Genomic DNA, 14,280 nt, shown 5'->3' with positions numbered 1-14,280 from the left:
GCCGTCCCGGGACCACCCCCCGGTGGGTGGCTTCCCGCGCCGTTCCCCGCGCCCCTTCGGGGTGGTTGCCCGCCGCGTTCACAGTCCCGGTGCGTTGTGGCCGGCCGCGCAGTTCCCCGCGCCCCTGGGTATGTGCGGCTCCCTCCGCGAAAGGAGCCGCACCAAGTGAGGCGCGCTGTGCAGCGGCGGCGCGCCACAAACAAGGGGCGCGGGGAACGGCGCGACCAGCCATCAACCGGGGGAAGATCCGGCGACCCCTGCAAGGGGCAGGCTCTGCGGGTGTCAAGCCCGCCAACAGAACGAGCTCAAACACACGGGAGGGGGCACCCCCGAAAGGAGCGAGGTTCGTTCCGCGGAAGAGCCGCAAGTTACTCAGGGGCGCGGGGAACGGCGCGACAAGCCACCCACCGGGGGTGGTCCCGGGGCGGGCGGGACCACCCGCTGCGGGGGTCAGGTCAAGGCATCGCGAAGCCGCTCCAAGGACCAGTCGAGATCCTCCTTGGAGATGGTCAGCGGGGGCGCGAGCCGAATCGTGGACCCGTGGGTGTCCTTGGCGAGCACCCCCCGCCGAAGCAACCGCTCAGTGAGCGCGCGCCCGCTCCCGAGGGAGGGATCGACGTCGATCCCTGCCCACAGCCCGCGCCCGCGCACCGCCGTGACCGCCCCGCCGGAGGCGATCGCCGCGAGCTCGCGATGCAGGTGGTCACCGAGTTCCGCGGCCCGCTGCTGGTACTCCCCGGTCCGCAGCATGTCGACGACCTCGATGCCGACCGCGCACGCCAGCGGGTTCCCGCCGAACGTGGAGCCGTGCTCGCCCGGGTGGAAGACCCCGAGCACGTCCCGGGAGGCGACCACCGCGGAGACCGGGACGACCCCGCCGCCCAGCGCCTTGCCGAGGACGTAGACGTCGGGGACCACGTCCTCGTGCTCGCAGGCGAACGTGCGGCCGGTGCGGCCGAGGCCGGACTGGATCTCGTCGGCGACGAAGAGCACCCCGCGCTCGCGGGTGAGCCGCCGCACCCCGGCGAGGTACCCGGGCGGCGGCACGAGCACGCCGGCCTCGCCCTGGATCGGCTCGATCAGCACCGCCACGGTGTCGTCGTCGACCGCGGCCTCCATCGCGGCGAGGTCGCCGTACGGGACGATCGTGAAGCCCGGCGTGTACGGGCCGAAGTCCGCGCGGGCCTCGGGATCGGTGGAGAAACTGACGATCGTGGTGGTGCGGCCGTGGAAGTTCCCCTCGGCGACGACGATCTTCGCCCGGCCGTCCGGCACGCCCTTGACCTGGTAGCCCCATTTGCGGGCGGTCTTCACCGCGGTCTCCACCGCCTCCGCCCCGGTGTTCATCGGCAGCACCATGTCCTTGCCGCACAGCTCGGCGAGCCCTCGGCAGAACTCGCCGAACCGGTCGTGGTGGAAGGCCCGCGAGGTGAGCGTCACCCGGTCCAGCTGCGCCTTCGCCGCGGCGATCAGCCGCGGGTTGCCGTGGCCGAAGTTGAGCGCCGAGTACCCGGCGAGCATGTCGACGTACCGGCGGCCGTCGATGTCGGTCACCCACGCGCCCTCGGCGGAGGCGACGACGACGGGCAGCGGGTGGTAGTTGTGCGCGCTGTACTCCTCGACGACCGCGATCTCACGGTCGGTCGTGGTGCTGTCGGGAGCCGGGGCGCTGCCGGAAGCCGAGGTGCCGGGTTCGTCGTTCATCACGTGCGTACTCCGTTCGTCATGCGTCAGGAGCCAGGCCGGGCCTGGAGCGGGGCGGGGGTGGTGCCCTCGTTTCTATCGTCGCTCACCGCCGTCCCGGTGAAACCTCCCGCGGACCCGCCCGTGCGTCGAAGGATCGACGGCATCGCCCGGGGGTGTGGGCGCGGGCCCGCGGCCTGAGAGAATGGAGGTATGGCCAACCTGCGACCTCGTGCCCTGTCCGGCATCCAGCCCACTGCCAGCTCGTTCCACCTGGGCAACTACCTGGGTGCGATCCGGCAGTACGTCGCGATGCAGGACACCCACGACGCCTTCTACATGGTGGTGGACCTGCACGCGATCACCGTGCCGCAGGACCCGGCGACGCTGCGCGCCAACACCCGGCTGGCGGCCGCGCAGCTGCTGGCCGCGGGCCTGGACCCGGAGCGCTGCACGCTCTTCGTGCAGAGCCACGTGCCCGAGCACGCGCAGCTCGGCTGGCTGATGAACTGCATCACCGGCTTCGGCGAGGCGTCCCGGATGACGCAGTTCAAGGACAAGTCGGCCCGGCAGGGCGCCGACAGCACCACCGTGGGCCTGTTCACGTACCCGATCCTCCAGGTCGCCGACATCCTGCTCTACCAGGCCGACGCGGTGCCGGTCGGCGAGGACCAGCGGCAGCACATCGAGCTGACCCGGGACCTCGCGGAGCGGTTCAACGGGCGGTTCGGCCAGACCTTCAACCTGCCCGCGGCCCACATCGTGCGCGAGGTCGCGAAGATCTACGACCTCCAGGACCCGACCGCGAAGATGAGCAAGTCCGCGGCCTCCGCCAAGGGTCTGGTCAACCTGCTCGACGAGCCGAAGGTGTCGGCGAAGAAGTTCCGCAGCGCGGTCACGGACACCGACACGGTCATCCGGTACGACGAAACGGAAAAGCCGGGCATCAGCAACCTGCTCAGGATTCACTCCGCCCTCACTGGCACCGGAATCGCCGAACTCGAGGAGCGATACGCGGGCAAGGGCTACGGTGCGCTCAAGACCGACCTCGCGGAGATCTTCGTGGCGTGGGTCACACCGTTCCGCGAGCGCACGCAGGAGTATCTGGGAGACCCCGAGACGCTGGACTCCGTTCTGGCCAAGGGAGCCGAGAAGGCACGGGCCGTCGCCGCCGAGACACTGGCGCTGGCGTACGACCGGATCGGCTTCCTGCCGGCGAAGCACTGAAGTACCGGCCGTACGGCCGGGTGGATCGGGTTGTGACGCACGTCGCTGTCCGGTTCCTCGGCATGCGCGCGACACTGAGCAGGACGAACGAGCACGACCGTGAGGCGACCCGGGAAAGAGGTGAACGCAGTGGGTACCACCACCATCGGCGTGTCCATCGCGGTCCCGGAGCCGTACGGACGGCTGTTGCAGGAGCGACGGGCCGGGTTCGGTGACCCCGCGGCCTTCGCGATCCCCACGCATGTGACGCTCCTCCCGCCGACGGAGGTGGCCCGCGAGGAGTTGCCCGGCTTCGGCCGGCACCTCTCCCGGGTCGCCTCGTACGGGCGGCCGTTCGTGATGCGGCTCGACGGCACCGCGACCTTCCGGCCGGTCTCCCCGGTGGTCTACGTGCGGATCGCCGAGGGGGATGCCGCGTGCGGTGAGCTCCAGGAGCAGGTGCGGTCCGGGCCGGTGGCCCGCGAGCTCCAGTTCCCCTACCACCCGCACGTCACCATCGCGCACGGCATCGCCGAGGATGCGATGGATCGGGCGCAGGCCGAGCTGGCGGGGTTCGCCGCCGAGTGGACCGCGTCCGGCTTCGCCCTCTACGAACAGGGCCCCGACGACGTCTGGCGGCAGCTCCGCGTCTATCCCTTCGGCGCGGAAGACCTCCCCCCGCTCCCCCACCAACACGGCCGCCGCGTCACCGCCCCACGATAACGAGCCCCCCGGGCACCCCGGACCGCTGGTGGGTTCCCGCGCCCCTGGGTATGTGCGGCTCCCTCCGCGAAAAAAGCCGCACCAAGTGAGGCGCGCTGTGCAGCGGTGGCGCGCCACAAACAAGGGGCGCGGGGAACTGCGCGACCAGCCCCTCACCGGGGGAAGATCCGGAGACCCCCGCAAGGGGCAAGCTCTGCGGACGCTCAGCGCACCAACAGAACGAGCTCAAGCACACGGTAAGAGGCACTCCCGAAAGGAGCGAGGTTCGTTCCGCGGAAGACCCGCAAGTCACCCAGGGGCGCGGGGAACTGCGCGACAAGCCACCCACCGGGGGATGGTCCCGAGACGGGCGGGACCGGGGCAACCCGGGGGGTCGGGGGCGCCGTAACATCGGCGAATGGGGATCGGACTGGTCGCGGCGCTCGGCGCCGCGGTGTGTTTCGGCGCGGCAACGGCACTGCAAGCGATGGCCGCACGGGTCGCGGGAGAGGGCCGCGGCGCCGCGGGGCTGCTGGTGGCCGCGGCCCGCCAGACCCCGTACATCGCCGGCCTCGCCCTGGACTGCGCCGGCTTCGTACTGGAAGTGATCGCCCTGCGCGGCCTGCCGGTGTACACGGTGGGCGCCGCGCTGGCCGCGAGCCTCGCGGTGACCGCGGTCCTGGCGAGCCCGCTGCTCGGCACGCGGCTCGCCCGCGGCGAGTGGGCCGGGGTGGCCACGGTCTGCGGCGGGCTGGCCCTGCTCGCGCTGGCCTCGGGCGGCGAGGGCTCGGGCCACGGCGGCAGCACCCTGCGCTGGGCGATCCTGGCGACCGCACTCGCGGTACTGGCGCTGGGCGCGCTACCCGCCGGGAGGCTGCCGCAGCGGTTCCGGGCCGCGCTGCTCGGCCTGGGCGCGGGCTTCGGCTTCGGCGTGGTGGAGGTCGCGGTGCGGCTGCTCGACCCGGTCACGGCGCGGGCGCTGGTCACGAACCCGGCGTCGTACGCCCTGCTGGTCGGCGGCGGCGCCGCCTTCCTGCTGCTGACCTCGGCGCTGCACCAGGGCTCGGTCACCGCGGCCACCGCGGGGATGGTGCTGGGCGAGACGGTCGGCCCCGCACTGGTCGGGGTGCTCGCGCTGCACGACAGGACCCGGGCCGGCTGGGCCCCGGCGGCCGTCGCGGGGTTCGTGCTGGCGGTGGCCGGCGGCCTCGCGCTGGCCCGCTACGGGGAGGGCGGGGCGCCGGCGGAGGCCGCCGACGCCGAGCCGCAGGGCGTCAGGCTCGGGTCACGGGGCTGAGCCGGCAGGTCACGCCGATCCGGTTCCAGGCGTTCATCGTCACGCACAGGGCGATCAGCCGGGGCAGCTCGTCCTCGTCGAAGAGCGCGGCGGCACCGTCGTAGGCGGGGTCGGGGACACCGTGGGCGCCCAGTTCGGTGACGGCCTCGGCCAGCGCGAGGGCGGCGCGCTCGCGCGCGGTGAAGAACGGGGTCTCGCGCCACACCGTCAGCCCGGTGAGCTTCTGCTCGGTGACGCCCAGCCCGCGGGCGTCGGCGCTGTGCTTGTCGACGCAGTACGCGCAGCCGTTGAGCTGCGAGACGCGCACCCGCACCAGCTCGCGCACGACCGGGTCGAGCCCGGCGGACGCGGCCTTGTCCAGCGCGAACATCGCCTGGTAGAAGTCCGGCGCCTTGTCGTTGAGGTCGATCCGGCGCGGCGGCGGGGCCACGGTGGCGTCACCGGCGGCGCCGGGGGCCGGGGCGGAGGAGGAATGCTCGGAAGTGCTCATACCGCCAACGTAGCCGCGAAGTGGCTCCGTCCCGTGGTCCACTTGCCGTATGACTGCACGGGCCACTTCCGGGGAGCAGGGCCGCCGCGCCGCGCCTGGCCGCGCGGGCGGATACGACCTGCTGCTCGACCTCGCCGCCCAGCGCGATCAGGGGGCGGGGGCGCGGGCGGGGCTGGAGGCGGCGCTGCGCGAGGCGGTGCGGGACGGGCGGCTCGCGCCGGGCACGCGGCTGCCGTCGAGCCGGGCGCTCGCCCGCGATCTGGGCCTGGCGCGGAACACGGTGGCGGACGCGTACGGGCAGCTCGTCGCGGAGGGCTGGCTGACCGCGCGGCAGGGGTCGGGCACGGCGGTCGCGGCGCGCCAGGCCACGCCGCCGGTACGGGCCGGGGCCGCCCGGGCGCGCGCCGCCGAGGGGCCGCCGGGGATGGTGCCGGACGCGGTACGGCTGCCGTACTCGCTGTGGCCCGGCTCGCCGGACGTCTCCGCCTTCCCCCGGGCCGCCTGGGGCGCCGCCGCCCGCCGGGCGCTGACCGCGGCGCCGAGCGAGGCGTTCGGGTACTCCGACCCGCGCGGGCGGCCCGAGCTGCGGGAGGCGCTCGCGGCGTATCTGGCCCGGGTGCGGGGCGTGCGGGCCGACCCCGAACTGCTGATGGTCTGCACCGGCTTCGTCCAGGCGGTCGGCCTGCTCGCCCGGGTGCTGCGCGCCCGCGGCGGGCGCCGTATCGCGGTGGAGGAGCTGGGCTTCCCCGACACCCGCACGCTGCTGCGGGCCGCCGGGCTGGAGACCGTACCGCTGCCGCTGGACGGTGACGGCGCCCGGGTGGAACGCCTCGACGGCACCGTGGACGCGGTGCTGCTCACGCCCGCACACCAGTTCCCCACCGGCGTCCCGCTGTCGCCCGCGCGCCGCACCGCGGTCGTCGACTGGGCTCGTGCCACCGGCGGCCTGGTCTTCGAGGACGACTACGACGGCGAGTTCCGCTACGACCGCCAGCCCGTCGGCGCCCTGCAGAGCCTGGCGCCCGAACACGTGGTGTACGCAGGCACCGCGAGCAAGAGCCTGGCGCCCGGGCTGCGGCTGGCGTGGATCACGGTGCCGCCGCACCTCATGGACGCGGTGGTCCGGGAGAAGCGGATGGCCGACCACCACTCGCCGGTACTCGACCAGTTGACGCTCGCGGAGTTCATCGGGTCCGGTGCGCACGACCGGCACGTGCGGCGGATGCGGCTGCGCTACCGGGCCCGCCGGGACCGGCTGGTGGCCGCGCTCGGCGAGCGGGTGCCGTCGGTCCGGGTCTCCGGCATCGCCGCAGGGCTGCACGCGGTCGTCGAACTCCCGCCGACGGCGGGCCCGTTGGAGCAGCTGACCGAGCGGGCCCGGCAACGCGGTCTCGCGCTGGGCGGGTTGGACCTGCTGGGTGCCCGTACCGCCGCCCGACCCGCGCTGGTGATCGGCTACGCCACCCCGCCCGAGCACGCGTTCGGCGGGGCGCTGGACCTGCTGTGCGAGGTGCTCGCGGAGTTCTGCGGCTGACCTGGACCAGCCCCCGGCGCCCCGACGCCCTTACGGCGCCGAGTCCTTGATGTTCGGGCTCAGTGCGTAGGCGTGGGTCGGCGAGGTGCTGCCGTAGGTGTGGTCGGAGGAGGTGGGCTGCCCGGCCGCGTTCAGGCCGATGACGTCGTCGAAGGTACTGACCTGCGCGCACTTGCTGAGCTTGGAGTTGGCGCCCTCGAGCGCTGCCTTGCTGTCGGAGGGCGTCGAGGAGGACTTGCCGCCCGGGTACACCGTGCCGGTGGTCCAGTCGGTGCCGAGCAGCAGCACGATCCCGTTGCCGGTGCCCTGCTTGACCGCCTTCGACGGCAGCCCGAGCGCCTTGGCGACGGTCTGGGCCTGTGCCTGCTCGCCGGCCGGGTAGCTGAGCGACGTGGTCGTGGTGTCCGGGCCGTCACCGGAGCTGGTCTGCGGGCTGAAGCCCTTGCCGATCAGCTCCTGCGCGATCGCGCCGGCCCGGCCGGTGGCCCGCGAGCCGTTCTGCACCTGCACGGCGATGGTGCCGGGCGCCACCGTCGGCGTGGCCGCCGCCTTCGTCTTCGCGCCGCTGCCCGTGGTGAGCGACTGGTCGTCGATGATGGTACGGAACAGCGCGGGCGCGCTCGGCTTGCTGATCAGCGTCTCGTCGACGCCGTTCACCTTGGTGTCGTAGGTCTGCAGGGTAGCGTAGGTGATCCGGTTCTGCGGGACCTTGTTGAGGTCGTTCGCGAGGCCGATCAACTTGGTCGGCGTGTCGAGCGCGTTGTCCACGGTCAGTGCGGAGGTGGCGGCGTTGGCGAGCTTCCACAGCTTGGTCGGACTGCTCAGCGTGCCGTGGCTCTTGAGGGTGCCGACCAGCGAGTTGAGGTAGATGTGCTGCGCGACGGTGCGGCCGCGGCTGTCACTGGAGTCGCCGAAGCCGTGCCGGGTACGCAGGAACTCCAGGGCCGCGTCGCCCTTGAGCACGTGGTTGCCCTTCTTCAACTTCAGGTGGCTGTAGGGGTCGTAGACGTTGTTGTCGACGCAGACGGGCACCCCGCCGACCGCGTTGGACATCTTCACCACCCCCTTGAAGTCGACCATCATGAAGTGGTCGATGGGTATCCCGGTGAGCTGGTGCACGGCGTCCACGCTGCATCCCGGGCCGCCGTTGAGCGCCGCGTTGATCTTCTGGTCGGTCTGCGGGCCCATGCTGGGGTGGCCCTTGTCGTGGCAGCCGCTCCAGCTGGCGACCAGGTCGCGGGGGACGCTCATCACGGTCGCGTTGGAACGGTCGGCGGATATGTGCACCACCATCTCCACGTCGGCACGGGCGCCGCTGGAGTCGGCGGCGCCGCCGAGCTGCCTGTCGCCCGCGTCGGTGCGCTGGTCCGACCCGATCACCAGCAGGTTGATCGGGGTGCGGCCGAACGCGTCCGGCTTCTCCGTGCCGGCGCCGTTCTTGCCGTTGGCGGACAGGTCGTCGGACTTGATGTTGCCGGACAGCTTGAAATACGCGTAGGCGGCGGCGCCGCAGCCGAGCAGCAGCACGAACCCCATGGTCAGGCCGACGATCTTCAGGGCCCGCCGGCCGCCCCGCTTGCCCTGCTTCCGCTGGCTCCTGCGAGCCGCGGCACGCCCGCCGCCGGCCGGCCCCGGCGCGCCCGCCCCGGGCGGCGTGCCGTCCTCTGGCGCCCCGCCGGCCCCCGGCACGGCGCCGCTCCCCGGGCGCCCCGGGGCGTGCCTCCGCGAACCACTGGAGGACCTGGTCATACGCGTTTCCCCGCAACCTCGAACGGAACACACCTGGCAGGAACGCCAACAGAGACCCACCAAACCCGCGCCGGGTTGCAGTCCGCTCACGACTTCACAGCGTTCCTTCACCCCGTCTCCACATTCGGGGTGGTCATTTGGGGGCGATTCGCCCGTGTCGCCCAGGCATTGTGACCAACCCGACAGCGCCACGGCGGTGCGGACGCGTACGGCCCCGCCGCTCAACGGATGAGTGGCGGGGCCGTACGGAACCGGCGTGCCGGGCGCCAGGACCGGAGGAGTGCCGGTCCGGCGGCCCCCGGTGGATCAGATCAGGCCGAGACCGCGGACCGCGTCGCGCTCCTCCGCCAGCTCCTGCACCGACGCGTCGATGCGCGGCCGGGAGAAGGCGTTGATGTCCAGGCCCTGGACGATCTCGTACGAGCCGTTCTTGGTGGTCACCGGGAAGGAGGAGATCAGGCCGGCCGGGACGCCGTAGGAACCATCGGAGACGATGCCCATGGAGGTCCAGTCGCCGTCGGCGGTGCCGTTCACCCAGGTGTGCACGTGGTCCAGGGCGGCGGAGGCGGCCGAGGCGGCGGAGGAGGCGCCGCGGGCCTCGATGATGGCCGCGCCGCGCTTGGCGACGGTCGGGATGAAGGTGTCGGCGAGCCACTGCTCGTCGTTGATCACCTCGGCGGCGTTCTTGCCCGCGATCTCCGCGTGGAAGACGTCCGGGTACTGGGTCGCGGAGTGGTTGCCCCAGATGGTGACGCGCTTGATGTCCGCGACGGCCGCACCGGTCTTCTTCGCGAGCTGGCCGAGCGCGCGGTTGTGGTCCAGCCGGGTCATCGCGGTGAAGCGGTCGGCGGGTACGTCGGGGGCCGCGGACTTCGCGATCAGCGCGTTGGTGTTCGCCGGGTTGCCGACGACCAGGACCTTGATGTCGTCGGCCGCGTGGTCGTTGATGGCCTTGCCCTGCGGCTTGAAGATGCCGCCGTTGGCCTCCAGCAGGTCGCCGCGCTCCATGCCCTTGGTGCGGGGGCGGGCACCGACCAGCAGGGCCACGTTGGCGCCGTCGAACGCGGCGTTCGGGTCGTCGAAGATGTCGATGCCGTGCAGCAGCGGGAAGGCGGCGTCGTCCAGCTCCATGGCAGTGCCCTCGGCCGCCTTGAGGCCCTGCGGGATCTCCAGCAGCCGGAGCTTCACCGGCACGTCCGCGCCGAGCAGGTGGCCCGAGGCGATACGGAAGAGGAGGGCGTAGCCGATCTGGCCGGCCGCTCCGGTGACGGTGACGTTGACGGGAGTGCGAGTCATTGCCTTCTCCTGGCCTTCTGCTGCGGGTGGTACTGGCGGGTACTCGGTCGCCCCGGCAGTGGCCCGAGCGGCCCCGAACGTGGATCTCTCGGCGTCAAGAGAGCCAGTCGCCAGGCTATCGCGCGCCGCGCGCGGAGATGACGCTGCCTCCTGTGGCCCGGGTCACCGACGGCGGTACGTGCGCCGTACGGGGCCGGGTCGCACGGCGCGGCGCCGTCAGCCGGATCGTCAGCCGACGCACACGCCGAGCAGGATCAGGCCGAGGCAGAACGGGGAGTGGGACGGGCTGGGGTCCGGGGTCGGGCCGGCGCTCGTGGGCGGGGCGGAGGGTGGGTCGGCGGAGCCGCCGCCCGTGGCGGTGCCGCTGCCCGCGCCGCCGTTCGCGCCGCCCGCGGGCGGGGTCGTGGCGGGGGCGCCGCTGCCGCCCGGGGTGCCGGTGGCGGAGGTTCCGGCCGAGCCCGCCGAACCGGCCGAGCCCCTCGATCCGTTCGGGCCCGCGCCGGACGCCGACGGTTCGCCGCCGCCGGTGAGGGGCTGGTCCACGCCCCCGGGGTTCTGGTCGCCCGTTCCCGCGGTGGCGGTGCCGCCCGGGCCCGGCGACCGCGGGGTGCCGCCGCTCCCGTGCCCCTGGGCCGGTGCGGAGGCGCCGGGTGCGGCGGGCGCCGTCAGCGACGGGTCCGCCTGTCCCGCGGGGGCCCGGCCGGTGCTCGGTCCCGCCGTCAGCAGGACCGCGGTCAGCGCGCCCACCGCGAGCAGGGCGACCGTGGCCAGCAGCAGGAACTGCCGGCGGCGGCCCGGCAGCCCCTCCTCCGCGCCGAGCGGGTCCAGCGGGTCGGGGTGCGGCACCGCCTTGCCCCTGCCCCGGTCACCCGTACCGGTGCTCGCCTTCTCCGCCAGCCGCCACAGCTCGCCGACCCGGGCGTAGTCCGCTCCGCTCGCCTGGGCCAGCACCTCCACCGCGTCCAGCGGCGGCAACTGCCGTCCGGCCAGGACCCGTTCCCACGTCTCCACGGGTTGCGCGGTCCGCGCGGCCAACGCGGGCACCGTCAGGCCGCTGCGGTCCTTCATCCGGCGAAGCTGCGTGGCAAGCCGCCGCACGTCCATCGGAATACGGTGCGCCAACGGCTCCCACTGCCCCACGGCAACCCCTCGCCCTCACCCGACCCCGTTTCCCGGCCACGCTAGGACGACGTTCCCTCAACCGGACGACTTTCCCCCGACCCCCACCGTTTCAGCCCCCACCGTGCTAAGCGAGCGCACCCAAGGGTGCCCCTCCCCCGGCTCCGCCACCCCGCGCTGTCAGCCTGCTCCCGCCCGCCGCCCGGCAACCCGCTGACCGCCGCGTTCACAGTCCCGGTGCGTGGGTGGCCGGCCGCGCAGTTCCCCGCGCCCCTAGGACCGTGCCCCTTGCGGTCGTGCCTTCACCTTGCGGTGCGTTGTGGCCGGCCGCGCAGTTCCCCGCGCCCCTGGGAAGCTGCGGGTTCTTCCGCGAAAGGAGCCGCACCAACTGAGGCGCGCTGTGCAGCGGAGGCGCGCCACAAACAAGGGGCGCGGGGAACTGCGCGACCAGCCCCTCACCGCGGGAAGATCCGGAGACCCCCCGCAAGGGGCAGACTGTGCGGGCGCTCAGCGCGTCAACGGAACGGGCTCAAGCACACGGGAGGGGGCGCCCCCGAAAGGAGCGAGGTTCGTTCCGCGGAAGAGCCGCGGTTACCCAGGGGCGCGGGGAACGGCGCGACAAGCCACCCACCGGGGGATGGTCCCGGAACCGACAGGACCACCCACTTCGGGGGGACAGGGCCAAGCTCAGCGCACAGAGAAGTGAATGACATCCTCCAGGAACGGAATCCGGATCAGGGGGTCCGGCTGGGCCATGAGCCCGAGCAGAACGATCGCCGCACCGAGAATCCCGTAGGTGATCACGTCAGTGAACCTGCTGCGGATCGCGAGCATCCCGACAGCGGTGAGCGCCCAGCGCAACACGGCACCCAGAAGCAGCGACGCCCCGATCAGGACCGTGCCGGCCCGAAACGCCCCGGCCGCGGTGACGATGAGCCCGATGATCGCCCCGGCGATGACGACGATGATCGGCCACTGCCGGGCGGGCGCGGGCGCGTCGCTGCCGGCCGCACGGCCCCCACCCTCGGGCCGGGCGATGCCACGCGTGGCCTCGGGCCGCCCGCCGGGCTCGCGCGGCACGGAACGCGCGGTGCCGTCGGGCACCTCCGCGGGAAGGCCCGCCGCCTCAGCCGACATGGCCCGCCGCCGTGCGCTCGGCCGCTTCCACGACGTTCTGGAGCAGGAGCGCGCGGGTCATCGGCCCGACCCCGCCCGGGTTCGGCGAGAGCCACGCGGCGACCTCGGCGGCACCCGGGTGGACGTCGCCGACGATCTTGCCGTTCTCGTCACGGCTGACCCCGACGTCGAGCACGGCCGCGCCCGGCTTGACGTCCTGCGGCTTGACGATGTGCGGTACGCCCGCCGCGGCCACGATGATGTCGGCCTGCCGCAACTGCGCCGACAGGTCCCGGGTCCCGGTGTGGCAGAGCGTCACCGTGGCGTTCTCGGACTTGCGGGTGAGCAGCAGCCCGATCGACCGCCCGACGGTGATGCCACGGCCGACCACGACCACATGCGCACCGTTGATCTCGACGTCGTGCCGCCGCAGCAGCTCCACGATGCCGTTGGGCGTGCAGGGCAGCGGCCCGGGAACGCCGAGCACCAGGCGGCCCAGGCTCATCGGGTGCAGCCCGTCCGCGTCCTTCTCCGGGTCCATCAGCTCCAGCACCCGGTTGGTGTCGATGCCCTTGGGCAGCGGCAGCTGCACGATGTAGCCGGTGCACTCGGGGTCGGCGTTGAGCTCGCGGACGACCGCCTCGATCTCCTCCTGCGTGGCGGTGTCCGGCAGTTCGCGCTGGATGGAGCCGATGCCCACCTGCGCGCAGTCGCGGTGCTTGCCCGCGACGTACCACTTGCTACCCGGGTCGTCACCGACCAGCAGGGTGCCGAGACCGGGCTGGACACCGCGGTCCTTGAGCGCCTGGACGCGGACGGTCAACTCGGACTTGATCGCGGCGGCCGTGGCCTTGCCATCGAGAATCTGGGCGGTCATGGCTCCATACTCGCGGATCTGCCCGGCGGGCGACCAATCCGCCCGCGAACCGGACACCGGGCGGGCTCCGCAGGGCCTGCGGGCGCGGCGCGGAACGAGACCGGTCCGGCCAAACCGGGCAAGCCTGCCCCTTGCGCGCTCCCCCGCCCGGGCCCGACGATGTGCGCGCACGCCCGTCCCCTGCTGCCAAGGAATCCGCTCGTGAGCCAGCCCCCCGGTCCCGCCAACCCGTACGGTGACCCGCCCCCGCAGCCCTACGGGCAGCCGCCGTCGGCCGGCCAACCCTCGTACGGACCGGGTCCGTACCCCCAGGGCGGCCAGCCCTACGGTGCCGGTCCCGGCTACCAGGCAGGTCCGTACGGTTACCCGGCCCCGAGCAACCTCCCGCCCGGCATGCCGCCGCCGGCCAGTTGGGGCGCCCGCCTCGGCGCCATGCTGCTGGACGGGCTGATGTTCAACCTCATACCGAGCGGCCTGTTCTTCGCCGGCTACGGCCGGTTCGCGAGCAAGCTGGTCGACGCGTGGAACACCTGCGACGACCACGACATCCCGCGGTCGCAGTGCACCACCCCGAGCGTGCCCACCAGTTCGGCCATGCTCATGCTCGTCGGCGCGCTGCTGTCGCTCGCCGCGCTCCTCTTCCTCGCCTACCGCGAGGGCCGCACCGGGCAGACCCCCGGCAAGCGCATCGTCGGCATCCGGCTCCTGCGCGAGGCGGACGGCTCCGCGCTCGGGTTCTGGCGCGCTTTCGGCCGCCGCATCCTCCACGCACTCGACTCGCTCCCTTGCTGCCTCGGCTTCCTCTGGCCCCTCTGGGACGAGAAGCACCAGACCTGGGCGGACAAAATGGTCCACACCGTGGTTATCCGTGACAACGGTTGACCGGACCCCCCGGGTGCCCCCGGACCCCCGGTTCCGGGACCACCCCCGGTGGGTGGCTTGTCGCGCCGTTCCCCGCGCCCCTGGGCAACTTGCGGCTCTTCCGCGGAACGAACCTCGCTCCCTTCGGGGGCGCCCCCTCCCGTGTGCTTGAGCCCGTTCCGTTGACGCGCTGAGCGCCCGCACAGTCTGCCCCTTGCGGGGGCTCCCCGGACCTTCCCCCGGTGAGGGGCTGGTCGCGCAGTTCCCCGCGCCCCTTGTTTGTGGCGCGCCACCGCTGCACAGCGCGCCTCACGGGGTGCGGCTCCTTTCGCGGAGGGAGCCGCACATAC

General features: G+C 73.2%; 11 protein-coding genes and 1 pseudogene. 5 read left to right on the top strand and 7 right to left on the bottom strand.

Annotated features, from left to right (window positions below; all coding sequences use genetic code 11):
- Nucleotides 1-450: 450 nt before the first annotated feature.
- Complete coding sequence (gene rocD, locus AB0399_RS20950; RefSeq protein WP_366412357.1) at nucleotides 451-1,704, bottom strand: ornithine--oxo-acid transaminase; 1,254 nt, start codon at nucleotides 1,702-1,704, stop codon at nucleotides 451-453.
- Between the two features lie 192 nt (nucleotides 1,705-1,896).
- On the opposite strand from rocD, the gene trpS reads away from it, so the two are divergent.
- The 3 genes from trpS (at nucleotide 1,897) to AB0399_RS20935 (ending at nucleotide 4,888) form a co-directional block, all read left to right on the top strand.
- Nucleotides 1,897-2,910 carry a tryptophan--tRNA ligase gene (gene trpS / locus AB0399_RS20945; RefSeq protein WP_329365619.1) on the top strand — a complete coding sequence of 338 codons (1,014 nt, stop codon included), beginning with the start codon at nucleotides 1,897-1,899 and terminating at the stop codon, nucleotides 2,908-2,910.
- A 129-nt stretch (nucleotides 2,911-3,039) separates the two neighbouring features.
- The gene (locus AB0399_RS20940; protein WP_329365621.1) at nucleotides 3,040-3,612 is read left to right on the top strand and encodes a 2'-5' RNA ligase family protein; all 573 of its coding nucleotides are present in this window, start codon (nucleotides 3,040-3,042) and stop codon (nucleotides 3,610-3,612) included.
- Nucleotides 3,613-4,009: 397 nt separating this feature from the next.
- Nucleotides 4,010-4,888, top strand: coding sequence for a hypothetical protein (locus tag AB0399_RS20935; protein WP_366412356.1), 879 nt, complete (start codon nucleotides 4,010-4,012; stop codon nucleotides 4,886-4,888).
- On the opposite strand, the gene AB0399_RS20930 is transcribed toward AB0399_RS20935, so the two are convergent.
- The gene (locus AB0399_RS20930) at nucleotides 4,866-5,378 is read right to left on the bottom strand and encodes a carboxymuconolactone decarboxylase family protein (RefSeq protein ID WP_366412355.1); all 513 of its coding nucleotides are present in this window, start codon (nucleotides 5,376-5,378) and stop codon (nucleotides 4,866-4,868) included. The genes AB0399_RS20935 and AB0399_RS20930 overlap by 23 nt on opposite strands.
- A 49-nt stretch (nucleotides 5,379-5,427) precedes the next feature.
- On the opposite strand from AB0399_RS20930, the gene AB0399_RS20925 reads away from it, so the two are divergent.
- Complete coding sequence (locus tag AB0399_RS20925) at nucleotides 5,428-6,912, top strand: PLP-dependent aminotransferase family protein (RefSeq protein ID WP_329365628.1); 1,485 nt, start codon at nucleotides 5,428-5,430, stop codon at nucleotides 6,910-6,912.
- 30 nt (nucleotides 6,913-6,942) lie between these two features.
- Here AB0399_RS20925 and AB0399_RS20920 read toward each other — a convergent pair whose 3' ends face one another.
- The 5 genes and pseudogenes from AB0399_RS20920 to AB0399_RS20900 all read right to left on the bottom strand — a co-directional run.
- Nucleotides 6,943-8,601, bottom strand: a complete 1,659-nt coding sequence (locus AB0399_RS20920; RefSeq protein WP_366412354.1) for an LCP family protein — start codon at nucleotides 8,599-8,601, stop codon at nucleotides 6,943-6,945.
- A 366-nt stretch (nucleotides 8,602-8,967) separates the two neighbouring features.
- A complete protein-coding gene (locus AB0399_RS20915; protein WP_329365632.1) occupies nucleotides 8,968-9,957 on the bottom strand; it encodes a malate dehydrogenase in 990 nt (329 codons plus the stop codon).
- A gap of 228 nt (nucleotides 9,958-10,185) precedes the next feature.
- Entirely contained in the window at nucleotides 10,186-11,061 is an 876-nt protein-coding gene (locus AB0399_RS20910; RefSeq protein ID WP_366412353.1) for a helix-turn-helix transcriptional regulator, read from the bottom strand.
- Between the two features lie 702 nt (nucleotides 11,062-11,763).
- A complete protein-coding gene (locus AB0399_RS20905) occupies nucleotides 11,764-12,213 on the bottom strand; it encodes a DUF3017 domain-containing protein (protein WP_366412387.1) in 450 nt (149 codons plus the stop codon).
- A pseudogene (locus AB0399_RS20900) lies at nucleotides 12,193-13,069 on the bottom strand (bifunctional methylenetetrahydrofolate dehydrogenase/methenyltetrahydrofolate cyclohydrolase); the annotation flags it as partial. The gene AB0399_RS20905 and the pseudogene AB0399_RS20900, both read right to left, overlap by 21 nt.
- Nucleotides 13,070-13,270: 201 nt before the next feature.
- Between AB0399_RS20900 and AB0399_RS20895 the strand changes: the two are divergent.
- Complete coding sequence (locus AB0399_RS20895; protein WP_366412352.1) at nucleotides 13,271-13,951, top strand: RDD family protein; 681 nt, start codon at nucleotides 13,271-13,273, stop codon at nucleotides 13,949-13,951.
- The last annotated feature ends 329 nt before the right edge of the window (nucleotides 13,952-14,280 follow it).

It is taken from the genome of Streptomyces sp. NPDC088194 (assembly GCF_040702025.1).
Classification (GTDB): domain Bacteria; phylum Actinomycetota; class Actinomycetes; order Streptomycetales; family Streptomycetaceae; genus Actinacidiphila.
Note: the sequence above shows the minus strand (reverse complement) of the source record. Positions and strands in the feature narration are given on the sequence as shown.

Coding starts and splice junctions, on each gene's coding strand:
- rocD (WP_366412357.1), bottom strand. CDS start 1,704: ATGAACGACGAACCCGGCACCTCGGCTTCCGGCAGCGCCCCGGCTCCC.
- trpS (WP_329365619.1), top strand. CDS start 1,897: ATGGCCAACCTGCGACCTCGTGCCCTGTCCGGCATCCAGCCCACTGCC.
- AB0399_RS20935 (WP_366412356.1), top strand. CDS start 4,010: ATGGGGATCGGACTGGTCGCGGCGCTCGGCGCCGCGGTGTGTTTCGGC.
- AB0399_RS20930 (WP_366412355.1), bottom strand. CDS start 5,378: ATGAGCACTTCCGAGCATTCCTCCTCCGCCCCGGCCCCCGGCGCCGCC.
- AB0399_RS20925 (WP_329365628.1), top strand. CDS start 5,428: ATGACTGCACGGGCCACTTCCGGGGAGCAGGGCCGCCGCGCCGCGCCT.
- AB0399_RS20915 (WP_329365632.1), bottom strand. CDS start 9,957: ATGACTCGCACTCCCGTCAACGTCACCGTCACCGGAGCGGCCGGCCAG.
- AB0399_RS20910 (WP_366412353.1), bottom strand. CDS start 11,061: ATGGACGTGCGGCGGCTTGCCACGCAGCTTCGCCGGATGAAGGACCGC.
- AB0399_RS20905 (WP_366412387.1), bottom strand. CDS start 12,213: ATGTCGGCTGAGGCGGCGGGCCTTCCCGCGGAGGTGCCCGACGGCACC.